Origin of the sequence: Streptomyces sp. NPDC047706 (genome assembly GCF_043204795.1) — a bacterium.
Taxonomy (GTDB): Bacteria; Actinomycetota; Actinomycetes; order Streptomycetales; family Streptomycetaceae; genus Streptomyces.
In genome coordinates, this window is sequence record NZ_JBIDCW010000033.1 from 59,606 (window position 1) to 81,368 (window position 21,763).

General features: G+C 72.4%; 26 protein-coding genes and 1 pseudogene. 16 read left to right on the top strand and 11 right to left on the bottom strand.

The window, feature by feature from the left end; genetic code table 11:
• Positions 1-95: 95 nt before the first annotated feature.
• The 4 genes from ACGF8A_RS30595 to ACGF8A_RS30610 all read right to left on the bottom strand — a co-directional run bounded on the left by ACGF8A_RS30595 (position 96) and on the right by ACGF8A_RS30610 (position 3,229).
• Entirely contained in the window at positions 96-785 is a 690-nt protein-coding gene (locus ACGF8A_RS30595) for an HAD family hydrolase (RefSeq protein WP_393113480.1), read from the bottom strand.
• Positions 786-875: 90 nt separating this feature from the next.
• Positions 876-1,544 (bottom strand): phosphatase PAP2 family protein, encoded by a 669-nt coding sequence (locus tag ACGF8A_RS30600; protein ID WP_393113482.1) that lies wholly within the window; start codon positions 1,542-1,544, stop codon positions 876-878.
• Positions 1,545-1,666: 122 nt separating this feature from the next.
• The gene (locus tag ACGF8A_RS30605; protein WP_393113483.1) at positions 1,667-2,602 is read right to left on the bottom strand and encodes a M56 family metallopeptidase; all 936 of its coding nucleotides are present in this window, start codon (positions 2,600-2,602) and stop codon (positions 1,667-1,669) included.
• Between the two features lie 72 nt (positions 2,603-2,674).
• On the bottom strand, positions 2,675-3,229 hold the full coding sequence (locus ACGF8A_RS30610) for a DUF5134 domain-containing protein (RefSeq protein ID WP_393113485.1): 555 nt from the start codon (positions 3,227-3,229) through the stop codon (positions 2,675-2,677).
• Positions 3,230-3,554: 325 nt separating this feature from the next.
• Between ACGF8A_RS30610 and ACGF8A_RS30615 the strand changes: the two genes are divergently transcribed.
• Together ACGF8A_RS30615 and ACGF8A_RS30620 are read left to right on the top strand one after the other, a co-directional pair.
• A complete protein-coding gene (locus ACGF8A_RS30615; protein WP_393113486.1) occupies positions 3,555-3,824 on the top strand; it encodes a hypothetical protein in 270 nt (89 codons plus the stop codon).
• Positions 3,821-4,480 (top strand): MarR family winged helix-turn-helix transcriptional regulator, encoded by a 660-nt coding sequence (locus tag ACGF8A_RS30620; RefSeq protein WP_393113488.1) that lies wholly within the window; start codon positions 3,821-3,823, stop codon positions 4,478-4,480. The genes ACGF8A_RS30615 and ACGF8A_RS30620 overlap by 4 nt, the downstream gene beginning before the upstream one ends.
• A gap of 13 nt (positions 4,481-4,493) precedes the next feature.
• Here ACGF8A_RS30620 and ACGF8A_RS30625 read toward each other — a convergent pair whose 3' ends face one another.
• The gene (locus ACGF8A_RS30625; RefSeq protein ID WP_393113489.1) at positions 4,494-5,258 is read right to left on the bottom strand and encodes a VOC family protein; all 765 of its coding nucleotides are present in this window, start codon (positions 5,256-5,258) and stop codon (positions 4,494-4,496) included.
• A gap of 342 nt (positions 5,259-5,600) precedes the next feature.
• Between ACGF8A_RS30625 and ACGF8A_RS30630 the strand changes: the two genes are divergently transcribed.
• The gene (locus tag ACGF8A_RS30630; RefSeq protein ID WP_393113490.1) at positions 5,601-5,921 is read left to right on the top strand and encodes a hypothetical protein; all 321 of its coding nucleotides are present in this window, start codon (positions 5,601-5,603) and stop codon (positions 5,919-5,921) included.
• On the opposite strand, the gene ACGF8A_RS30635 is transcribed toward ACGF8A_RS30630, so the two are convergent.
• Positions 5,891-6,283, bottom strand: a complete 393-nt coding sequence (locus tag ACGF8A_RS30635; RefSeq protein ID WP_393113492.1) for a VOC family protein — start codon at positions 6,281-6,283, stop codon at positions 5,891-5,893. The genes ACGF8A_RS30630 and ACGF8A_RS30635 overlap by 31 nt on opposite strands.
• Before the next feature lie 71 nt (positions 6,284-6,354).
• On the opposite strand from ACGF8A_RS30635, the gene ACGF8A_RS30640 reads away from it, so the two are divergent.
• On the top strand, positions 6,355-6,897 hold the full coding sequence (locus ACGF8A_RS30640) for a GNAT family N-acetyltransferase (RefSeq protein ID WP_393113493.1): 543 nt from the start codon (positions 6,355-6,357) through the stop codon (positions 6,895-6,897).
• Positions 6,898-7,006: 109 nt separating this feature from the next.
• Here ACGF8A_RS30640 and ACGF8A_RS30645 read toward each other — a convergent pair.
• Positions 7,007-7,144, bottom strand: a pseudogene (locus ACGF8A_RS30645) (glycerophosphodiester phosphodiesterase family protein); the annotation flags it as partial.
• A 212-nt stretch (positions 7,145-7,356) separates the two neighbouring features.
• Between ACGF8A_RS30645 and ACGF8A_RS30650 the strand changes: the two are divergent.
• The 4 genes from ACGF8A_RS30650 to ACGF8A_RS30665 all read left to right on the top strand — a co-directional run bounded on the left by ACGF8A_RS30650 (position 7,357) and on the right by ACGF8A_RS30665 (position 11,424).
• On the top strand, positions 7,357-8,754 hold the full coding sequence (locus ACGF8A_RS30650) for a DUF6421 family protein (protein ID WP_393113494.1): 1,398 nt from the start codon (positions 7,357-7,359) through the stop codon (positions 8,752-8,754).
• Positions 8,755-8,792: 38 nt separating this feature from the next.
• A complete protein-coding gene (locus ACGF8A_RS30655) occupies positions 8,793-9,539 on the top strand; it encodes an SDR family NAD(P)-dependent oxidoreductase (RefSeq protein ID WP_393113495.1) in 747 nt (248 codons plus the stop codon).
• Entirely contained in the window at positions 9,536-10,606 is a 1,071-nt protein-coding gene (locus ACGF8A_RS30660; RefSeq protein WP_393113511.1) for a threonine aldolase family protein, read from the top strand. Before ACGF8A_RS30655 ends, ACGF8A_RS30660 begins: the two co-directional genes overlap by 4 nt.
• Before the next feature lie 116 nt (positions 10,607-10,722).
• Positions 10,723-11,424: a B3/4 domain-containing protein gene (locus ACGF8A_RS30665; RefSeq protein ID WP_393113496.1), complete on the top strand. Its 702-nt coding sequence runs from the start codon at positions 10,723-10,725 to the stop codon at positions 11,422-11,424.
• 19 nt (positions 11,425-11,443) lie between these two features.
• On the opposite strand, the gene ACGF8A_RS30670 is transcribed toward ACGF8A_RS30665, so the two are convergent.
• Positions 11,444-12,172 (bottom strand): lysophospholipid acyltransferase family protein, encoded by a 729-nt coding sequence (locus tag ACGF8A_RS30670; RefSeq protein ID WP_393113497.1) that lies wholly within the window; start codon positions 12,170-12,172, stop codon positions 11,444-11,446.
• Positions 12,173-12,359: 187 nt separating this feature from the next.
• Complete coding sequence (locus ACGF8A_RS30675) at positions 12,360-12,776, bottom strand: DUF4395 domain-containing protein (protein WP_393113498.1); 417 nt, start codon at positions 12,774-12,776, stop codon at positions 12,360-12,362.
• Between the two features lie 112 nt (positions 12,777-12,888).
• On the opposite strand from ACGF8A_RS30675, the gene ACGF8A_RS30680 reads away from it, so the two are divergent.
• From ACGF8A_RS30680 to ACGF8A_RS30700, 5 genes are all read left to right on the top strand, one after another.
• Complete coding sequence (locus ACGF8A_RS30680) at positions 12,889-13,236, top strand: TlpA family protein disulfide reductase (protein WP_393113499.1); 348 nt, start codon at positions 12,889-12,891, stop codon at positions 13,234-13,236.
• A gap of 63 nt (positions 13,237-13,299) precedes the next feature.
• The gene (locus ACGF8A_RS30685) at positions 13,300-13,380 is read left to right on the top strand and encodes a putative leader peptide (RefSeq protein WP_393113512.1); all 81 of its coding nucleotides are present in this window, start codon (positions 13,300-13,302) and stop codon (positions 13,378-13,380) included.
• Between the two features lie 44 nt (positions 13,381-13,424).
• The gene (locus tag ACGF8A_RS30690) at positions 13,425-13,943 is read left to right on the top strand and encodes a flavin reductase family protein (protein ID WP_393113500.1); all 519 of its coding nucleotides are present in this window, start codon (positions 13,425-13,427) and stop codon (positions 13,941-13,943) included.
• Between the two features lie 207 nt (positions 13,944-14,150).
• Entirely contained in the window at positions 14,151-14,936 is a 786-nt protein-coding gene (locus tag ACGF8A_RS30695) for an electron transfer flavoprotein subunit beta/FixA family protein (protein ID WP_393113501.1), read from the top strand.
• A gap of 61 nt (positions 14,937-14,997) precedes the next feature.
• On the top strand, positions 14,998-15,960 hold the full coding sequence (locus ACGF8A_RS30700; protein WP_393113502.1) for an electron transfer flavoprotein subunit alpha/FixB family protein: 963 nt from the start codon (positions 14,998-15,000) through the stop codon (positions 15,958-15,960).
• A gap of 67 nt (positions 15,961-16,027) precedes the next feature.
• Here the strand turns inward: ACGF8A_RS30700 and ACGF8A_RS30705 are convergent, their stop codons facing one another.
• Positions 16,028-16,960, bottom strand: coding sequence for an endonuclease/exonuclease/phosphatase family protein (locus ACGF8A_RS30705; protein WP_393113504.1), 933 nt, complete (start codon positions 16,958-16,960; stop codon positions 16,028-16,030).
• Between the two features lie 194 nt (positions 16,961-17,154).
• On the opposite strand from ACGF8A_RS30705, the gene ACGF8A_RS30710 reads away from it, so the two are divergent.
• On the top strand, positions 17,155-18,450 hold the full coding sequence (locus ACGF8A_RS30710; protein WP_393113505.1) for a DUF6986 family protein: 1,296 nt from the start codon (positions 17,155-17,157) through the stop codon (positions 18,448-18,450).
• Between the two features lie 532 nt (positions 18,451-18,982).
• Here the strand turns inward: ACGF8A_RS30710 and ACGF8A_RS30715 are convergent.
• Complete coding sequence (locus tag ACGF8A_RS30715; protein WP_393113513.1) at positions 18,983-20,047, bottom strand: LacI family DNA-binding transcriptional regulator; 1,065 nt, start codon at positions 20,045-20,047, stop codon at positions 18,983-18,985.
• Between the two features lie 162 nt (positions 20,048-20,209).
• Here ACGF8A_RS30715 and ACGF8A_RS30720 point away from each other — a divergent pair, with 162 nt between their 5' ends.
• Positions 20,210-21,163 carry an ROK family protein gene (locus ACGF8A_RS30720; protein ID WP_393113506.1) on the top strand — a complete coding sequence of 318 codons (954 nt, stop codon included), beginning with the start codon at positions 20,210-20,212 and terminating at the stop codon, positions 21,161-21,163.
• Between the two features lie 117 nt (positions 21,164-21,280).
• On the top strand, positions 21,281-21,631 hold the full coding sequence (locus ACGF8A_RS30725; RefSeq protein WP_393113507.1) for a hypothetical protein: 351 nt from the start codon (positions 21,281-21,283) through the stop codon (positions 21,629-21,631).
• Positions 21,632-21,763: the final 132 nt, after the last annotated feature.

Genomic DNA, 21,763 nt, shown 5'->3' on the forward strand with positions numbered 1-21,763 from the left:
TGTCCGGACCGGCCCAGGAGTGGCCGGTTCCGGCGGTGCCGTCCTGCCCCGGGCGACGCGGGGGATCGTCCGGGGTGGGCGGTGGTTCTGCGAAGTCAGCGCACCAGCCCGAGAATGGGGCGCAGCCCGTCCGGACGCCGGTCGGCCGGCAGATGGTCCACGAAGTGCAACGCGCAGCCCAGCGCCGCGGCGCCGCCGTCCGCCCACCTGTCGTCACCGACCATCAGCACCTCCCGGGGGTCGGCGCCGATGCCGGCGCAGGCGATCTCGAAGAGCCGGGGATCGGGCTTGCGGATGCCGTGCTCGTACGACAGGACGTAGCCGTCCACGTACGCGTCCAAGCCGTGCGCACGGAAGACCGGACGCAGGTCCCAGCCGATGTTGCTGACCACGCCGACCGCGATCCCGCGTTCGCGCAACGTGGCCAGCACCTCGGCGGCGTCCGGGTACGGCGTCCACGCGTCCGGCCGCATGTGGCGCTCGTAGAGCGCGTCGTGCAGACGGGGGTCGGGCAGCGGCACCCGCCGGGAGAGGCCGGTGAAGGCGGCCCGGTGCTCCTCGGGGGTCCGGTCGCGGACCTCCCACACCTCGGCGAGTCCGGCGGGAACGTGCTGAGGGGACGCGCCGCCGGGCAGCGCGCCCGCCGCCTCCAGGGCCTGCGCGGTCTTGGTGAACTCGGGCTCGGTGAGGTCGACTTCGGCCTCGGCCAGTACGGCACGCAGCCAGACCTCGGTGGGCTCGACGCGGAAGAGGGTTCCGGAGAAGTCGAAGAGAACGGCGGTCATGCGGTGATCCTAGGGGTGGGCTCCCCGCGCCGTCCGGGGAGTGGGACCGGGGACCACTGGCCGGGCGAGCCTTCGGCACAGGCCCCGTGGTCAGGGGCGCCGGCGCGCGTGGACCCCGACCGCCAGGGCCACCACCATCGCCCCGAGCAGCCAGCCCGCGACCACGTCCGTCAGCCAGTGGACCCCCAGCCACACTCGGGTCAGCCCGACGCCGGCCACCGAGACCACGGCCACGGCGAGGACCGTGCGGAACAGGGGGCCGCCTGCGTCGTGGTGGTGCAGCACCCACAGCAACAGGCCCAGGACCACCGTGGCGGTCATGGCGTGGCCGGACGGAAAGGCCGCGTAGTGAGCCGTGTCGACGGGGTCGGGCCACTCGGGCCGTTCACGGCCGACCACGGCCTTCATCGTCTGCTGCACGCCGGTGGTCACCGCCACGGTGGCCAACAGCCACAGAGCCGTCCACCACGCGGAGTGCCGCAGCACCAGCCACAGCACGACCCCCGCGCACAGGAGGCGCATCGTCACCGGATCCCAGACCCAGTCCGTGAGGAGCCGGCACACCTGCGTGAGCCGGGGCTCCTCGACCGCCCAGCCGTGGGTGGTCCGGGCGACCTCGCGGTCCAGGGTCATCAGGGGGTGCCAGTCGGCTGCGACCAGGACGAGGAGCAGCAGTGAACTCAGTGCCAGCGCGATCGCGGCACGGACGGCCGTGTGGGGGTAGGACGTACGGGGTGGGGAGTCGACGGGCCGGTGCATGGTGCGATCTTTACCGACTCCTGGGGCAGGAGGCCAATGTCCGAAGGCGCCGGGACTCAGGACGGCCTGATATCGCCGCCGGTTCGTGGCGGACATCGTCATGTGCGCCGCGACGCGCGGGGCTACCCCAGTGCCCGCAGTGCCGGTACGAACGTCACCAGCACCGGTACCACCGGCACCAGGGCCGCCGCCGCCGTCAGGCGCATCCGGCGGGCCGCCGTGAGGCGGGCAGGGGGAGTGAGCAGGCGGTGCACCCGCTGGGGCACGTGCGCGTGCGAGGCCGGACCGGGGCCGAACACACCCCGGTCCTCGTTGAGTTCCACCAGCGCCAGAGCGGTGGTCAGCCGGCCGAAGCGGCGGGATGCCACATCGTCCGCGGCGAGTTCCACCAGCCGGTGCATCTCGTCGCGGAACGCGGCGAACACCGGCACCTGCGGGAACCCGCCCGCCAGCGCCGCCGAGCAGTGCAGCAGCCAGTCGTGCCGCGCCCGCGCGTGCCCCTGCTCGTGCGCGAGGACGGCGTCCAGCTGCCGCCCCCTCAGCCGGCGCAGCGCTGCGGTGGTGACGACGAGCCGGGGCGGCGCACCAGGAAGCCACCAGGCGTCCGGCCGCTCACCCTCCAGGACGACGAGCCGCCCGTCCGCCGGTTCCTCGCCCGGCAGCAGCGGCGCGCGGACCAGGAGCTCGGCCCGCCGCTGCCGGCGTAGCGCCCGTGCGCGTACGACCTCACGGACCAGCATCGCGGCGCTCCACACCGCGCCGCCCGCCAGCGCCAGCGCGGTCCCCGCAGCCCACGGAACCGCCACGCCCAGCGCATATGCCTCGACCACCGCGCTCGGCGCCCCGGCGAACGCATGGCCGCGTACCGCGTGCCAGGCCGCCGCCGCGCTGAGCGTCATCGACAGCGCGCAGCACAGCAGCACGCCCGCCACCACGCACTGCCACACCCACAGGGCCACCACGGGTTCGCGGTCCGGCCAGTCGGCCCGCGCGAGGAGCCGCGGGGCCAGGACGGCAGTCAGGGCGCCGAGCAGCAGCAGTGCCGCGGGGACCATCATGGGAACACCCTATGAGCGGCGGACTACTCAGCGGTACGACTGTGTCGGCAAGTGACGCAGGACACGGTCCGCTCACAGGGTGATGAGCATCGCGAACATGGCGATGCCCATGGACAAGCGGCAGGCCTGCGCCAGTTCGGGCCGGTCGCCCCATCCGGCGGGGGGGTCGCCACCCGCCGTGGCGGGCATAGGGATCAGCCGGGCTCCGCTCAGCAGGACGTATCCGGTGAAGTAGAGCAGGAGCGCGCCGGTGACCGGGGCGAGGCCGGAGCCGCCGTGGGCGTGGCCGTGTGCGGCGCTCGGGGAGACGGCCATGGCCCACGCCATGTAGACCATGGCCGCGGCGCCCACCAGGTGGTGCAGGTGGTGCCTGCCGACGCGTGCCGCCCACAGGGCGCGCAGGCCCGCCGCGCCGAAGACGGCCCCGTAGACCGGCCAGGCCCACTGCGGTGGTGTGTACACCGCCGCCGGTACGGCCATCGCGGCCATGCCGAATCCCATCAGCGCCTCGTCGCCCGCGGTGCGGCGCTGCTCCTCGACACCGCTGCGCAGGCGCAGCAGGCAGTAGGCCCCGGTCGCCGCGCACAGCGCGACCAGCAGCCAGCCCGACGCGGCCGGTCCGTGCACCCGAACCTCCCCGCTCGACGGTCGGTCAAGGGTCGCTCGGTTGAAAGAGATGCCCGCTTCGTGCGGCGCGCACGCGAGCGCAGGGGTGTACGTAGGGGCGTTCGGCGGAGCGCGTTCACCCTGCCGTGAGGATTCCCGGGCGACGCCTCCGCGAAGCATCACGAGCCGTCGAGATGTGTCGTGAGTGAAACACACGTCAACGTTTCCTCATGCGCAGTGCGACTCCCGCCCCCGGCCCCACGCAGTGCCGGCCGCGCTCACCGTCACCGACCGGAGCGCGGGCGCGCCTCGAACAGGCCCTCACCGCCGCCGAACGGTCCCGCGAATGCACCGCCCGGCCACCCGCCCGCCGGCAGAGCCGCGGCCCGCCGCCGACGCGCTGGAAGCCGCCCGCCGCGGCCTCGCCGCCGCCCTCGTCGACCTGCGTGCCACCGCTGTCGCCGCGTCCGGCGAGTGGTGGCAGCGGGCCCTGCCCCAGGAGCGGGTCGTCGACGCCGAACAGGCAGGACGCCGTACGCTCGCGGCGACGGTACGACGCCAGGGCTCGCTCCTGTACCGGGACGCGCGCGGGACGACGGAGGACGCACGGCCATGACGGGGACGAACGGGCGGGGCACCGACGGGGGAGACCGGGCGGATGCGCCGGGACGGCGCGACGCGGGTGAGGCGGATCGCCCCGGCGTCTCTGCCCACCCCACCCCCGCCGACGCCGGTCCCGCCGGTGGTACAGACCGCGCGGGGCCGGGCGGACGGCGTGACACCGTCGCCGCCGTCGTCCGTCAGTGGCAGGCCGTGCATCCCGGTCTCGACACCGGCCCCATGGAGATCATCGGCCGGGTCAACCGCTGTGCCGCCCTTCTGCAGCAGGCCGAGGACGCCCCGCTGCGGCGGGCCGGGCTCAGCAAACCGGAGTTCGATCTGCTCGCCGCGCTGCGCCGCACCGGGCACGAGCTGACCCCCGGCGAACTGGTCCGCGAGACCTTCTCCTCCGGCGCCGCCGTCACCAAACGCCTCAAGCAGCTCACCGAACGCGTACTGGTCGAGCGGCGGGGCGACGACCGGGACCGTCGTGTCGCCCACGTCCGTCTCACCGACGCCGGACGCGACCTCGTCGACGCCGTCCTGCCCGACCAGCTCGCCTACGAGGGCGCCGTACTGGCCGGACTCGACCGCCCACGGCAGGGTGAACTCGCCGCGCTGCTGGGAGAGTTGCTCGGCCAGCTGGAGGGGCGCCTGGGCGCGCCGCGGTGAACGTCCCGCCGGGTCAGCCCTCGTCGCTCGCGAGGTGGACGCCGAAGACCGCGCCCTGCGGGTCGCGCAGCACGGCGATCCGCGGACCCTCGGGTACCGAGGTGGGCTCCATCAGGGCCGTGCCACCCGCCCCGGTCGCCGTCGCGGCGGCGGTGTCGACGTCGTCCACCGCGAAGTAGGGGAGCCAGTGCGGGGGCACCTCGTGCGGGAACTTGTCACCCATGACCACCATCCCGCCGAAGTCCTGGCCCGCGAGACCCCACTGGGTGTAGTGCTCGGAGGCGTTGACGGTCCACCCGAAGACGTTCGTGTAGAAGTCGCGCGCCCGTGCCGGCTCCCGGGTGAGCAGTTCCACCCAGCCCAGCGCGCCGGGCGCGTTGAACACGCCGGCGCCCTCGAAGGCCCGTGGCTGCCACAGCGAGAACACGGCGCCGGACGGATCGGCGGCCACCGCGAAGCGGCCCATGTCGAACACGTTCGTCGGGCTCATCACCACCGTCCCGCCGGAGGCCGTCACCTGCTGCGCGGTCTCGTCGGCGTCCCGGACGGCGAACGACACGGTCCAGGCGACCGGCTGCCCCTCCTGGTACAGCGGTGTCAGCGCGGCCACCGCCGCGTCTCCCAGGCGCGCGACGGTGTAGCCGCCCGCCTCCTGACGCGGGTCGGTCTCGCAGCGCCAGCCGAACAGCTCGGCGTAGAACCGTTCGGCCTGCGCCATGTCACTCGTGCCCAGTTCGGCCCAGCAGGGCCCGCCGACCACCGGCTTGTGGAGTTTCATCCGACGTCCTTCCCCAGGGAAAGCCTCCACCAGCACGCTAGTCCCGGCCACCGGCGGCGGCCATCCGGCAATCTCCTCGCGCCCGGCGCCGCCACCGACGTACGGTCAGGCCCGTACCGCACCGCGTGGCGGCCTCCAGACGCTCACCCCTGCCCGGAGGCCGAACATGTCGGCGCCGCAGGTGCGCCCCTTTCTCCGCGGCGACCGTGACCAGCTCACCGAACTGATCAACGCGCATGCCGCCGCCGTCGTCCCGGTGTCTGCGTCTTCGTCAGCACCGCGCTCGGCGCGCTGGAGGGGGAGTGCGGCACCCGCTGGACGGCGTACGCCGACGGGCACGCCGTGGGTTTCGTCGAGGTGGACACGGCGCCGGCCCGGCCCGAGCGGCACCTCCGGACCCGCGGTCTCGCGGACATCGGGAACCTGTGCGTCGAGCCGTCCCGCCGGGCCGAGGGCTGGGAGCGCCGGCTGCCGGCCCGGGCCGCCGACCGGCTCCGCCTGTGCGGCGCGGACCGCGTCCTGGCGTACGAGGAGGCCGCGGACCGTACGGCGATCGATCTGCTCACCGCCGCCGGCTTCCGGGAGCTGCCGCGTGGACCGCGGCTGGGATCACCGCCCGGCGTGACCGGGCGTCAGATGCCCGGCCTGTACCTGATCGGATGATCGGCCGGCACCTCCACCAGAACGATCGGCACGCCGTCCGGATCCGCGATCCACATCTCGACCAACCCCCAGGGCTCACGGACCGGCGGACGTACGATCTCCACGTTCCTCTCCCGCAGTTCGTCGTGCGCGGCGGACACGTCCTCGACCTGGAGCCACAGCCGGACGGCCGGGGACGGCGGGGTCTCGGAGCGGCCGGAGAGCTCGAGGTGGCCGCCGCCGAGGAAGTACACCGTCCCGCGCTCCGGTCCCGTCCCGAACTCGCGGTAGACGGCGAGGCCCAGCTGCTCGCCGTAGAAGGCACGGGACCGCTCGGGGTCGGTGGGCCGCAGCAGGATCCGTCCGCTCAGTACATGCACCATGCGCCCGGAGCCTAGTGGCAGCGTTACGCTCGTCGGTGCCCGAGCCGCGCCGAGAATCGGAGAGACACCTCATGGAGAGCGCCGCCGTCCACGGACTGACCTTCCGCGACGCCACCGACGCCGACGTGGACACGCTGGTCGCGCTGATCGAGTCGGCCTACCGGGGTGACTCCAGCCGGGTGGGGTGGACCAGCGAGGCGGACATCCTCCAGGGGCAGCGGACCGACCCGCAGGGCGTGCTGAGTGTGATCAAGGCGCCGGACAGCAGGCTGCTGACCGTTGAGCGCGACGGCGCCGTCGTCGCCTGCTGCCAGCTGGAGCACCGGGACACCCATGCCTACTTCGGCATGTTCGCCGTCAGCCCCGCGCTCCAGGGTTCCGGACTCGGCAAGGTGATCATCGCGGAGGCGGAGCGGCGGGTCCGCGAGAGCTGGGGCGCACGGGAGATGCACATGACCGTGATCTCCGTACGCGACGACCTCATCGGCTGGTACGAGCGGCGCGGCTACCGCCGTACGGGCCGGATGACCCCGTTCCCGTACGGCGACGAGCGGTTCGGCATCCCGCAACGCGACGACCTGCAGTTCGAGCTGCTGGTGAAGGAGCTCGCGTGACCGCCTACGCCGTGAACCGGTTCACGCCTACGCCGTGAACCGGCCGGTTCGCTTGGTCTCGGGGTGGTCGGTCGTCGCACGGTCCAGTTCCAGCGCCCGTACGAGAGACAACAGGGACCCGCTCGCCCCGGCCCGCGTCGAGGGTGCGCAGCTCGGCGAGGGTCTTCTGGGCGATCGGACCCGAGCCGTGCGTCGTCCGGTCGACCGGGGTGTCGTGCATCACGACGAGGGCGTCGTCGGCGTGGAGGCCTCACGGCCCCTTCTGGAAGGTATCGCCCGCGCCGTTCTGGGCAGAGGGTGACGACGAGGCCATGTGTCTTTGCCATCGCCGTGTCCGACAGGAAAAAGTGCGGTGAAGGCGGGGGCGCCGCAGAATTTTCTCCCGAGCTTCCCCTTGCTGGGAGAAACTCGGTGTGTATACGGTCTCCTTACGCGAGGTTCTCCCGTGGAGGATGGGACATGACGGAAATTCTTGTGCAGCTGGGTACGGAGGAGCAGGTTCCTCCTGTGGCCAGGGTGGTGGAGCACCCGGCGTGGCCCGTGCTCAAGGATGCCGTGGAGCAGATCCGGCCATGGCAGTCCAAGGACGGATCGATCGACTTCGAGGCCGAGGACGCCCCCGGCCGGGACCAGGCCGAGCTGGCCGTACGACGGGTCGTCGACGCCGTCGAGGCGCTCGCGCCGCTCCTGCCGCACGACGCCGCCTACCACGAGGCCCTGGTGCGCGATCTGCGCCGCTGGGCCGACGAGGGCTTCGAGGTCCCCGACTTCCTGGACTCGCTGCTCGCCTTCCAGCCCGCCGCGAACCGCCAGGACGGTCTGCAGCACCTGGTCGTCTTCCCGATGTACACGCAGAACGGCAACCCCGACCGCAACCTCGAAGCGGTGGTGCTGCGCATGGTCTGGCCGGAGTGGCTGGCCGAGCTGGAGCGCACCCGATACGACAACCCGCTGTTCTGCGGCATCACCTTCGAGGACTTCACGGCCGGGTACGACACGAACTCCGCCGTCCTCTTCCCCGAGACCATCGCCGTGCGCGAGGCGCCGGAGCGGTTCTCCTGGGGCGGCATCTTCTGCGACCGCGAGGCCGCCCGCTTCCGCCGGGTCACCGACGCCGCTGTCGGCCTCCTGGGTCTCGACCTGCCCGAGGACATCGCCGCCATGGTCCACGACCAGAAGCGCTGCGAAGAGGCCTTCGTGCTCTGGGACATGGTCCACGACCGCACCCACAGCCACGGCGACCTGCCGTTCGACCCGTTCATGATCAAGCAGCGCCAGCCGTTCTGGATGTACGGCCTGGAGGAGCTGCGCTGCGACCTCACCGCCTTCAAGGAGGCCGTGAAGCTGTCCGGTGAGGGGGTCCCGCAGGCCCGTGACGTGCAGTACGCGGTCCTCTTCGACCGCATGTTCCGCTTCCCCGTCACCGGAGAGCGGGTCCGCAACTACGACGGCCTCGGCGGCCAGCTGCTCTTCGCCTACCTGCACAAGCACGACGTCGTCCGCTGGACCGACAACAAGCTGTCCATCGACTGGGAGCGCGCTCCGCAGGTCACCAACCAGCTCTGCGCCGAGATCGAGAAGCTCTACCGGGACGGCATCGACCGCCCCAAGCTCGTGCACTGGTTCGCCGGGTACGAGCTGGTCTCCACCTACCTCGCCCCGCACCCGGGTTCCAAGTGGGCCAAGGGCCCGGACGCCCTGGACCTGAGCCGGCCGCCGCGCAATCTCGTCGATGACGTGCTTCCGGACGAGTTTCCGCTGAGCATGTTCTATGAGGCGCTGTCCAAGAAGCTCAAGAACGTGATTGCCTCGACCAAGGGCATCACGGCGGACCCCGCCGGGCAGGTCGCCGCGTGAGCGACCGCACCACACACGCTGCTCAGGAGGCGAAGACCATGCACAACGGAGCTCTCAGCGGTGCGGTGATCGCGGTGGCCGGCGCGGGCGGCCCCGCGGGCCGGGCGACGCTGCAGCGTCTGGCCGACGCGGGTGCGACCGTCGTCGGCTCCGACAACGACCCGGAGCGCCTCGCGGAGGCCGTGGACGCGGCGAGCTACGCGCACGGCGGCGCCACGGTCGTCGGCGACACCGTCGACCTGCTCGACCTGCAGGCCACCCAGGACTGGGCGAACCGCATCGAGAAGGACTTCGGGCGTGTCGACGGCCTGGTCCACCTGGTCGGCGGCTGGCGCGGCAGCGAGACCTTCACCAAGACGCGGCTCGACGACTGGGACCTGCTGGAGCTGCTGCTCATCCGCACCGTGCAGCACACCTCCCTCGCCTTCCACGAGCCGCTCCAGCGCAGCCACCGCGGCCGGTACCTCCTGATCAGCGCCGCCGGGGCCAGCAGGCCGACCGCGGGCAACGCCGCGTACGCCGCCGCCAAGGCCGCCGCCGAGGCGTGGACCCTGGCCATGGCCGACTACTTCGCCAAGGCCGGGGGCGAGCAGGGGCCGAACGCCGCGGCTGCGATCCTGGTGGTGAAGGCACTGGTGCACGACGCCATGCGCGCCGACCGCCCCCACGCGAAGTTCGCGGGCTTCACGGACGTCGGCGACCTGGCCGAGGCCATCGCCCGTGTCTGGGACAAGCCTGCCGCCGAAGTGAACGGACAACGTCTGTGGCTGACCGAGAAGCCGTGAACCCGCCGAAGACCGACGCGCGTCGCCATCACGACCCGGAGGTCCGCGGTTTCGCGAGCGACAACTACGCCGGGGTCCACCCGGAGGTGCTCGCCGCCCTGGCCGTGGCCAACGGCGGGCACCAGGTCGCGTACGGCGAGGACGACTACACCGGGAACCTCCAGCGCATCGTCCGCAGCCACTTCGGCGCCACGGCCGAGGCGTTCCCGGTGTTCAACGGCACCGGCGCCAACGTCGTGGCCCTCCAGGCGGTCGCCGACCGCTGGGGCGCCGTGATCTGCGCCGAAAGCGCGCACATCAACGTCGACGAGGGCGGCGCCCCCGAGCGGATGGGCGGCCTGAAGCTGCTCACCGTGCCCACGCCGGACGGCAAGCTCACCCCCGAGCTGATCGACCGGCAGGCCTGGGGCTGGGACGACGAGCACCGCGCGATGCCGCAGGTCGTCTCCCTGGCCCAGGCCACCGAGCTGGGCACCGTCTACACGCCCGACGAGATCCGCGCGATCTGCGAGCACGCCCACGCCCACGGGATGAAGGTGCACCTGGACGGCTCCCGGATCGCCAACGCCGCGGCCTGCCTGGACGTCCCGATGCGGACGTTCACCAACGCGGCCGGCGTCGACATCCTCTCCCTGGGCGGCACCAAGAACGGCGCCCTGTTCGGCGAGGCGGTCGTGGTGATCAACCAGGACGCCGTCAGCCACATGAGGCATCTGCGCAAGCTGTCCATGCAGCTGGCCTCCAAGATGCGTTTCGTGTCGGTGCAGTTGGAGGCCCTGCTGGCCAGGGACCTGTGGCTGCGCAACGCCCGGCACTCCAACGAGATGGCCCAGCGGCTCGCCGAGGGTGTCCGGTCCGTGCACGGCGTGGAACTGCTCTACCCGGTGCAGGCCAACGCGGTCTTCGCGCGGCTGCCGCACGACGTGAGCGAGCGCCTGCAGAAGCGCTTCCGCTTCTACTTCTGGGACGAGGCCGCCGGCGATGTGCGCTGGATGTGCTCCTTCGACACCACGGAGGAGGACGTGGACGCGTTCCTGGCGGCGCTCAAGGAGGAGATGGCGCGGTAGTGGCACCGGGCCCGTCTGTGCATAGGTATGCGATGATCTGAAAAGTCATTGAAGGCCGTGCCCGACCGGCCGTACCTCTGGCGGCACCTCCCCACCGCACTCTGAGGCAAGGGACCATGACTCTCACGCTGACTGTGTCCGACGAGGTGCGCGCACTCGCACCCGGGTTCACCCATGTCGCCGTCGAGGCGCACGGACTCGTGGGCGGGCCCAGCACGGACGACAGCGCGGCGCTCCTCGACGAGGCGGCCCGCCGGCTCGCCCTACGCCTGGACGGGCGCGCCCCGCACGAGGATCCGCACATGGCCGCCTGGCGCGAGGTGTACACGGCGTTCGGCTCGAAGCCGTCGCGCACCCGCAACTCCGCCGAGGCGCTGGCCAGGAGAGCCCTCACGGACGCCGGTCTGCCGCGGATCAACGTTCTCGTGGACGTCTACAACGCCGTCAGTGTCGCCTGTCTGATCCCCGTCGGCGGCGAGGACATCGACCGCATCCAGGGCGGGATGCGGCTCGTGCGGGCCACCGGCGACGAGGACTTCGTGACCGCCGCGGGCGGTGCCGAGACCGTCGAGCATCCCGATCCCGGCGAGGTGGTGTGGCGCGACGACGCGGGAGTGACCTGCCGCCGCTGGAACTGGCGCCAGGGCCCGCGGACCCGGCTCACCGAGGCGACCGTCTCGGGCATCTTCCTGCTGGAGACCATGGCTGCGATGCCGGTCGCCGAGACCGAGCAGGCGGCCGCCGAACTGGCGGCGCTCCTGGCGAAGTTCAGCCCCGGGGCCCGGATCACGGTGCATAGGCCCGAGCCGGCGGGCTGAGCCGCCGGCTCGCGCGGGGTCAGCGGGCCTCGGCCTCGCGGACCTGCTCCGGGGTCGGGGCCGAGCCGCCGAGGTGGGCGGGCAGCCACCAACCGTCGTCCGTGTCGCGAGGGCGGCCGGGGTAGGCGCGCTGGGCGACGTCCAGCAGGTCCTGGACCCGCTCGCGCAGGCGGCGCGTGATCGCCCCCGCGTACTGGTCGCGGGGGGCTTCGACGGCCTCGCCCACCCGGATCGTGACCGGGAGGTGGCTGCGCCGGAAGTTGCGCGGATGCCCCTTGGTCCACAGCCGCTGCGTGCCCCACACGGCCATCGGGATCAGCGGAACGCCCGCCTCCTGGGCCATCCGTGCCGCACCCGACTTGAAGCTCTTCAGGGTGAACGACTGCGAGATCGTGGCCTCCGGGAACACCCCGACGATCTCACCGGAACGCAGCGAGTCCAGAGCGTGCTGGTAGGCCGCCTCTCCCTGCTTGCGGTCCACCGGGATGTGCCGCATGCCGCGCATCAGCGGACCGGAGATCCGGTGCCGGAACACGGACTCCTTCGCCATGAAACGCACCAGGCGCTTCTGCGGGAGGGCGGCCAGGCCGTTGAAGACGAAGTCCAGATAGCTGATGTGATTGCTCACCAGCACAGCGCCGCCCGAGCGCGGGATGTTCTCCGACCCCTGACAGTCGATCTTCAGGTCCCAGACCTTGAAGAGGGTCCGTGCGAGACCGACGACGGGACGGTAGACGAGTTCTGCCATGGGCGGGGTGGACCCTTCCTGCTCTGCCTGGGGAGGAACTCCCCGCCAGAAAGTTACGTAGCCGTAGGTTTACGGCATCTCGCAGATCGTGCCCCAAGAACGGTCGGGGAGCCAGCCCCCGTGCCCGACCGGCGCGAGATCCTCGTCACGTCGGCGTACATTTCCACCTCGTGCTTTTACGGCACCTTTACTCCACGCGGAGGGCGACCTGCTGGGCGAGCAGGTACATCTCGCACGCCACGCACCACCCCGACACCGCGTGCAGGGAGGCCCCGGCGAGCACGGTCCCGGTGGCCAACAGGCCCAGCCACAGCGGGCCCAGGGTGTAGCCGACCAGTCCGACACCGGCGAACACCAGCCCCACCGCCTGTGCGAACCGCGATGGTTCGAGCCCCTTTGGACCGGTCACCGGCCCCACCCGGGGCCGTACGAACCGGTGGAACGCCCAGCCGTACGGCGAATGGCCCACACCGCCCGCCGCGCCGAGCGCGAACACCAGGGTCTGCCACGCCAGCAGCCACACGTTCCCGGTGATCAGAACGACCGCCAGGACGGCGGCCGTCACGGCTGCCCCGAAGCGCGGTCCCCTCACGTCGATGTCCATGAAGCCAGGATTCCGGGGCGGGATGACCCGCGGCAGGCGGGAATCTTTGCGGTCTCGTGAACGCTTGTGCTGGTCGTGACGGGAGAACTGACAGGCGGGGTGGTGCGCGCGCGTGCGTGACGAGGGCAACGACAGGCGGCTCGGCGCTGCCGAACTGGGCGCCGAACTCGGTGAGCGGGCCACGCTGGTGCAGTTCTCCAGCGCCTTCTGCGCGCCCTGCCGGGCGGCTCGGCGCGTCCTCGGCGAGGTGTCCGGCCTGGTGCCGGGCGTCGCCCACGTCGAGATCGACGCGGAGGCGCAACTGCACCTCGTCCGCGCGCTGGGCATCGTCAGGACCCCGACCGTGCTGGTGCTGGACGCGGACGGCCGGATCGTGCGGCGGGCCGCCGGACAGCCGCGCAAGGCCGATGTGATCGCCGCGCTCGGACAGGCGGTCCGTACCAGGGCTCCCGGCGGCTGAGTCCAGATCCCCGGTGACGGGACGAACTTGACTGGGCGCGGCATCCGTCGTCAGCTTGACCCCATGCCTTCGGAAGTCCTTCTCTTCGGCCGGGTCCACGTCGACCTCGTCCGCACCGCGAGCGCGCGCTGTCCGGGCTGGTGAACAGCCCAGGATCCGCCCGTCGCCTGCCGCAGAAGGACACCTCCATGACGGCCACCCCCGGCCTCGCCGCAGCCGCCTCCCCGCACGGTGCCGCTCCCGACCTGTTCCGTGCCGTCTTCCGGCGGCACGCGGCCGGCGTGGCGGTGATCACAGCGCGGGGAGCCGACGGTCCGGTCGGCTTCACCGCCACCTCCCTCACCTCGGTCTCCGCCGAACCGCCTTTGCTCTCCTTCGGGATAGGCACCGGGTCGTCCAGCTGGGCGGCGATCTCCGGGGCCGGGCATGTCGGGGTGCACATACTCGGTGAGCACCAGCAGGAGCTGGCCGCCACCTTCGCGCGCAGCGGCGCCGACCGCTTCGCGGCGCCCACCGTCTGGCGCGAGGGTCCCGAAGGCGTCCCGCTGCTCGACGGCGTGCTGGCCTGGACGGTGTGCGCGGTGCACGTGCGCGTACCCGCGGGTGATCACCGTCTCGTACTCGCGGAGGTCGTCGGCGGTGACCCGGCCGGCGAGGGCCGGCCGCTGCTCTACCACCAGGGACGCTTCACCGCGTTGCGCGACTGACCGGCCTGCGGAACCGTCCGGTTCCGGTTACGCTGCGTTGCGAAGGTCACAGTTCAAAGCGCTTGCTTAGCGGGCATGGACTGGATGTACTGACGAGTAATATCTCGTTCGGAGCGTGGGTCGCCCCGACCGGGATCCGCCGCTAGAGGCGCCTATGCTGCCTGCAAGAAGGCAGCCAGAAATTGACGATGCAGTAGGAGAGCCGGCGTGAGCTTGAGGATCGTTGTCACTGTGAAGTACGTGCCCGACGCCACTGGCGACCGGCACTTCGCCGATGACCTGACCGTCGACCGCGACGACGTGGACGGTCTGCTCTCCGAACTGGACGAGTACGCGGTCGAACAGGCCCTGCAGATCGCCGAGGACGCCGACGACGCCGAGGTCACGGTGCTGACGGTGGGCCCCGAGGACGCCAAGGACGCGCTGCGCAAGGCGCTGTCGATGGGCGCCGACAAGGCGATCCACGTCGAGGACGACGACCTGCACGGCACGGACGCCATCGGCACCTCGCTGGTGCTGGCGAAGGCGGTCGAGAAGGCGGGCTACGACCTGGTCATCTCCGGCATGGCCTCCACCGACGGCACCATGGGCGTCGTCCCCGCCCTGCTCGCCGAGCGCCTCGGCGTTCCGCAGGTGACCCTGCTGTCCGAGGTGGCCGTCGAGGACGGCGTGGTGACGGGCCGCCGCGACGGCGACGCCGCCTCCGAGCAGCTTCAGGCGCAGCTTCCGGCGGTGGTCTCCGTGACCGACCAGTCGGGCGAGGCGCGCTACCCGTCCTTCAAGGGCATCATGGCGGCCAAGAAGAAGCCGGTGGAGTCCTGGGACCTGTCCGACCTGGACATCGAGGCCGACGAGGTCGGCCTGGAGAACGCGTACACCACGGTCGACGCCGCGACCGAGCGCCCGGCGCGCACCGCGGGCACGATCGTCAAGGACGAGGGCGAGGGCGGCAAGCAGCTCGCTGAGTTCCTCGCGAGCCAGAAGTTCATCTGAGCCCTGCGCTCGACTGCGCTGACCGCCCCTCATACTTCGCAAGCAGGAGAGAAGAAGTCCCATGGCTGAAGTTCTCGTCTACGTCGACCACGTGGACGGTGCCGTCCGCAAGCCCACCCTGGAGCTGCTGACGCTGGCCCGTCGCATCGGTGAGCCCGTCGCCGTCGCGCTCGGCAACGGCGCCGCCGACACCGCCGCCACGCTCGCCGAGCACGGCGCGGTGAAGGTCCTCACCCACGACGCCGCCGAGTACGCCGACTACCTGGTCGTCCCCAAGGTGGACGCGCTCCAGGCCGCCCACGAGGCCGTCTCCCCGGCCGCGGTGCTGGTCCCGTCCTCCGCGGAGGGCAAGGAGATCGCCGCCCGTCTGGCGCTGCGCCTCGGCTCCGGCATCATCACCGACGCCGTCGACCTGGAGGCCGGCGACGAGGGTCCGGTGGCCACGCAGTCGGTGTTCGCCGCGTCCTACTCCACCAAGTCCCGTGTCACCAAGGGCACCCCGGTCATCACGGTCAAGCCGAACTCGGCCGCCGTGGAGGCCGCCCCGGCCGCCGGTGCGGTCGAGGCCCTGAGCGTGTCCTTCTCCGCCCAGGCCACCGGCACCAAGGTCACCTCGCGCACGCCGCGTGAGTCGACGGGCCGCCCCGAGCTGACCGAGGCAGCGATCGTGGTCTCCGGCGGTCGTGGCGTCGGCGGCGCGGAGAACTTCGCGCTGATCGAGGCGCTCGCCGACTCCCTCGGCGCGGCCGTGGGTGCCTCGCGCGCCGCGGTGGACGCGGGCTGGTACCCGCACACCAACCAGGTCGGCCAGACCGGCAAGGCGGTCTCGCCGCAGCTGTACATCGCCTCCGGCATCTCGGGCGCGATCCAGCACCGGGCCGGCATGCAGACCTCGAAGACCATCGTGGCCGTCAACAAGGACGCCGAGGCCCCGATCTTCGAGCTGGTCGACTACGGCGTCGTCGGCGACCTCTTCGACGTCGTCCCGCAGCTCACCGACGAGATCAAGACCCGCAAGGGCTGACCGTCATCGGGCTGTCCGCAGTCTGTACGAGGCCCCCGTGACCGGCGACGGTCACGGGGGCCTCGCCTCATCCGAGGGTCACCGTGGCCTGCACCGGCAGGTGGTCGCTGGGGAACTGGCCGTCCACCGAGAAGGTGTTGATGTCCGCCCGGTGCACCGTGACGCCGGGCGTGGCGAGGATCCAGTCGATGCGGTCGCCGTTCGGCGTCAGCGGCCGGTAGCCGTGGAAGGTGGCGTACAGGTCGCCCCGCTCGGCGGCCGTCTCCCAGGTGTCGGTGAGGCCGGCGCCCAGCATGGCGTCGTAGACCGGGTTGTCGTGCGCGGCGACGTTGAAGTCGCCGGTCACCAGCAGCGGCAGCGAGCGGTCCAGCCCGGCGATCCGCTGTGCGATCAGCGTGGCTGCACGCGCGCGTGCGTCCTGGCTGCGGTTGTCCAGGTGGGTGTCGAGGAAGTAGAACTCCCGGCCGCCGTCGCGCAGATCGCGGAAGCGGACCCAGGTGACCATGCGGATGGAGCCACCGCCCCAGGTGTTCGAGCCGATCACGTCGGGGGTGTCCGAGAGCCAGAAGTGGTCGTACTCCAGGGGGGCGAGGCGCCGGGTGTCGTAGAAGATCGCCATGAACTCGTCGCGGCTGCCGCCCGCGCGGCCGGTGCCGATCCAGTCGTGGTGCGGGCCGAGGTCGGACTCGATGTCCCGCACCTGCTGGTAGAGCCCTTCCTGGGTGCCGACGAGGTGCGGGCGCTCGCGGCGCAGCAGTTCGCGCATCACGGGTCTGCGCACGGCCCAGCTGTTGGGTTCGGCGGTGCTCGCGAAGCGGAGGTTGAAGGACATGGTCCCCAGTCGGCGGCCGCCGTGCTCCAGTGTCGGCGCGGCGCCGGCACGCTCCTCCGCCGAGGCGGCCGACGACGACAGTGCTGTACTGGAGAGGGGCACGGCGGCCGCCGCGGCCAACGCGCCCTTCAGCCCCAGGCGGCGGGTGACTCGGCTCCGGTTCGGCACAGGGGCTCCTTAGGTCGTGGCGGCCAGCAGAGTGTGCCTACGAAAGTGTTCCCCCGACTCGTGATGCGAACGTGAACATGCCGAAAGGTCGGGGTGGCCCGGCGGGGAAGTGGTGTTGACCAGGCGGAAGCTCCCCGGATAACTTCATTCTACGGATTGTTGATTCCGCAGAGCGGAAAATAGGAGGGTGTGGGATGGGTCAGGGCCAGCAGGAGCAGGTCGCGACGAGCCTCGCGGGCACGGTCAGCGAGGAGATCAGCGCCTCCCTCGCGCCGGTCGACGCCGAACTGGAGCGCCGCTACCCCGGAGACCCCGGCACCCGTCAGCCCGTCCACACCGTCTACGTCCCGGGTGACGCCTTCGCAGCCGGCACCCTCCGCTCCTGGGGCGACCAGGCACTCGCCGCCCTCGACGAACACGCCCCCGACGCCGCGTCGTTCGCCGCCGTACTGGGGCTCTGCGACGACCTCGCCGAGCCCGTGTACACGCGCGTGCGCGCCAAGCTGGAGCGCGAGCCCGTCGAGGACCTGCGTGTCGACTTCGAGGACGGCTACCAGGGCGGCGACGAGGACCAGGACGCCGCCCGCGCCGCCCGCCTGATCGCCGACGCGTACGCCGACGGCACCGCGGCCCCGTACATGGGCATCCGCATGAAGTGCATGGAGGCACCGGTCCGGGACCGTGGCATCCGCACCCTCGACATCTTCCTCACCGGCCTGATCCGGGCCGGTGGCCTGCCCGGCGGGCTGGTGCTCACACTGCCCAAGGTGACCTATCCGGAGCAGGTCACGGCCATGGTCCGGCTGCTGGAGGCCTTCGAGAAGACGCACGCCCTGGAGCCCGGCCGGCTGGGCTTCGAGATCCAGGTCGAGACCAGCCAGTCGATCCTCGCCTCCGACGGCACCGCCGCCGTCGCCCGGATGATCCAGGCCGCCGAGGGCCGCGCCACCGGGCTGCACTACGGCACCTTCGACTACAGCGCCTGCCTCGGCGTCTCCGCCGCCTACCAGGCCGGCGACCACCCCGCCGCCGACCACGCCAAGGCGGTCATGCAGGTCGCCGCCGCGGGCACCGGCGTCCGCGTCTCGGACGGCTCCACCAACGTCCTGCCCGTCGGTCCCACCGAGATGGTGCACGACGCCTGGCGCCTGCACTACGGACTCATCCGCCGCGCCCTGGCCCGTGCCTACTACCAGGGCTGGGACATGCACCCCGGCCACATCCCCACCCGCTACGCGGCCGTGTTCGCCTTCTACCGCGAGGGTTTCGAGCAGGCCGCCGGCCGGCTCGCCCGCTACGCCAACCGGAGCGGCGGCGACGTCATGGACGAGCCCGCCACCGCCAAGGCCCTCAGCGGCTATCTGCTGCGTGGCCTGGACTGCGGCGCCCTGGACATCGCCGATGTCGCACGCCTTACCGGGCTGACCCGGGCCGACCTCGAAGGCTTCGCGGCGCCCCGGCGGGGCGACCTGACGGCATCCGCGAGGTAGCCGACGGGCCTGCCCCGCACGGCCCCGTGTCCGTCCGCTCCGGCGTCGCTGCTCCACGGCCCGACCGGCGCTCACGGGCGGGTCGTCCAGGCGCGGGAACGGGTCAGCCGTCGCGGCAGAAGATGGTCCGGCGGGCGGCCGGTGAGGTCCTCGGCCGCGAGGTCGCCGTCACGCAACTCCGCACCGTGACCCGGCGCGGCCGCGCCCCGGACTGGCCGCACAGCGCCCCATACGCGGCACGAGGCCCACGCCGGGGTCCGGGCACGGCCCCCCGGATTCGCCGCCGTGCACGACCACGCCGAGGCCGACGGCCGTCCACTGATCGCAAGGGCCCCGGTGCCCGGACGCGTCCGGGCCGCGGAGGGCGGGTCGGCGCACGGCGGGCCGCGCGTCCGCCGCGGCCGGCGCGACCGGGCGTCCGAACGTGCCCGCGCGGACGTTCGCTGACACCTCACGCCCATGAGCGGCGGACCGGCCGTCGCGGGCCGCGGCCTCGGCTCCCGCGACGGCCGGTCCGCCGCGCGGGGACCGCTCAGCCCGCCGGCGGCAGCTCGCCCGACCCCCGGGTGATCAGCCGGGTCGGCAGTTCGATCTTCTCCGGGACGACCAGTGAACCGTCCAGCTGGCGGAACAGCCGCTCGGCGGCCGTGCGGCCCAGTGCCGCCGCGTCCTGCGCGACGACCGTGACGCCGGGCTGGAGCAGATCGGCCAGCTCGATGTCGTCGAAGCCGACCAGCGCGACCCGGCGCGGCTGCTCAGCCAGGACCCGGATCACGGTGACCGTCACCCGGTTGTTGCCCGCGAAGATCGCGGTGACGGGGCCGGGGCGGGACAGCATCTCCTCGGCCGCCCGCCGCACCCGCAGCGGATCCGTGGCCCCCAGGGACATCCATGCGTCCTCGACGGGTATGCCGGCGTCCTCCATGGCCGCCCGGTAGCCGCGCAGGCGCTCGGCGGCGGTGTGGATGCGGGGCATGTCGCCGACGAACCCGATCCGGCGGTGCCCGTGCGCGATCAGGTGGGCCACGCCGTCACGGGCTCCGCCGTAGCTGTCCGAGAGGACCACGTCGGCGTCGATGTTCCCGGCCGGGCGGTCCACGAACACCGTGGCGACACCCGCCTTCAGCTCGGGCTCCAGATAGCGGTGATCGTCGCCGGCCGGGATCACCACCAGCCCGTCCACCCGCCTGGCGCACAACGCCAGCACCAGTTCCTGCTCGCGATCGGGGTCCTCGGCGCTGGACCCGTTGATCAGCAGGGCGCCGTGCGCGCGGGCCACCTCCTCCACCGCGCGGCTCAAAGGGCCGTAGAACGGGTCGGCCAGGTCCTCCAGGACGAGTCCGATGCTCGCCGTGCGGCCCTTGCGGAGCACGCGCGCGCTGTCGTTGCGGCGGAAGCCGAGCGCCTCGATGGCCTCCTGGACGCGGCGCTCGGTCTCCGGAGTCACCCCCGGCTCCCCGTTCACGACGCGGGACACCGTCTTGAGACCGACTCCGGCGCGGGCCGCCACGTCCTTCATGGTGGGCCGGTTGCCGTAGCGGTTGGCGGCGAGGCGGTGGGTCTCGGGCACGGTGCGCTGTCCTGTCCTGTGGTCCATGGGGATGCGTTGATCCATGGTTTGTATGAGGATGTGGCGTCGAGCATAGAGCCTGGACAACGTTGTCAGAAGCGGGAGAGACTGTCCACCGCACTTCCCGGCCCGCGCCCCACCGCAGGTCGGCCGGCCCATAACCCAAGGTTGACGGGGGATCTCACACTGATGCACACCGACCTCGTGGCCGCGCTCGACATCGGCGGCACCAAGATCGCAGGCGCGCTGGTGGACGGCGGCGGCCGGATCGTGGTGCGCGCGCAGCGCCCCACACCCGCCCAGAAGGACGGCGACACCGTGATGCGGGCCGTCGAGGAGGTCATCGGCGAGCTCACCGCCTCGCCGCTGTGGGGGCGCGCGCACGCGGTCGGCATCGGCAGCGCGGGTCCCGTGGACGCCTCCGCGGGCACGGTCAGCCCGGTGAACGTCCCCGGCTGGCGCGACTATCCGCTGGTGTCCCGGGTCCGGGCGGCGACCGGCGGGCTGCACGTCGAGCTGATCGGCGACGGCGTGGCCATCACCGCCGCCGAGCACTGGCAGGGCGCCGCACGCGGACACGACAACGCGCTGTGCATGGTCGTCTCCACCGGCGTCGGCGGCGGCCTGGTCCTCGACGGGCGCCTGCACCCCGGCCCCACCGGCAACGCCGGCCACATCGGTCACATCAGCGTGGATCTCGACGGCGACCCGTGCCCGTGCGGTGCGCGCGGGTGCGTGGAGCGCATCGCCAGTGGCCCCAACATCGCCCGCCGCGCCCTGGAGGGCGGATGGCTGCCGGGTCCGGACGGCGACACCTCCGCCGCCTCCGTTGCCGCCGCCGCCCGTGCGGGGGACCCGGTCGCCGTGGCCTCCTTCGAACGCGCCGCCCAGGCCCTGGCCGCCGGCATCGCGGCCACCGCGACCCTGGTCGAGATCGACATCGCCGTGATCGGCGGAGGAGTGGGCAAGGCCGGCGACGTGCTCTTGGTGCCCCTGCGCAAGACTCTGGCCGACTACGCGACCCTGTCGTTCGTCCAGCGCCTGACCGTGGTGCCCGCCCAGATGGGTACCGACGCGGGGCTGGTGGGGGCGGCCGCCGCGGTGCTGAGCCGGAGGACGGACACCGCCGCGGCGGGCGTGTGAGACGCAGGCGGCGCAGGCGGCAGGAACGTTCACCCGGGACCCCCGGCGGGTGCCGGGGCCCGAGGGAACGGGAGACAGGTGCGTGACCCCGGGGCCGGTCCGTCAGTTGTTCGGGGCATGAAGAAGCGCAGCATGCTCGCCATCGCCTCCCTCGCCACCGGCTTCGTCGTCGCGGCGGTCACCCCCTCCCACGCCCTGGGTGAGGGTCTGAGCAAACTCAGCGTCGGAGACACCCTCGACACGATCGACCAGACCATCGCCGACGAAAGCCTGCAGATCGACAGGGGTGTCCTTGGCGGCGGCCAGAGCGACACCGACGACGGCACGCAGGGCGAGAGGGCCGAGGGCGTCAAGGGCGAGAAGGCCGACGCCAAGCCGGGCAACAAGGCCGGCGGCAGCAAGGGCGGCAAGAACGCAGGCGGCAAGGGCAGCAAGGCCGGCGGCAGCAAGGCCGGCAAGGGCCACTGAGGCGGCAACCAGCGACAAGCGGAAGCGGCGGCCCCCCCCCCCCGCCGGGGCGCGCCCACGCCGAGTGGGGCGCCGCCGGGGGGGGGGTGGCGGAGGGGGGGGGGGGGGCGGGCCCCACCGGGGCCCACCAAA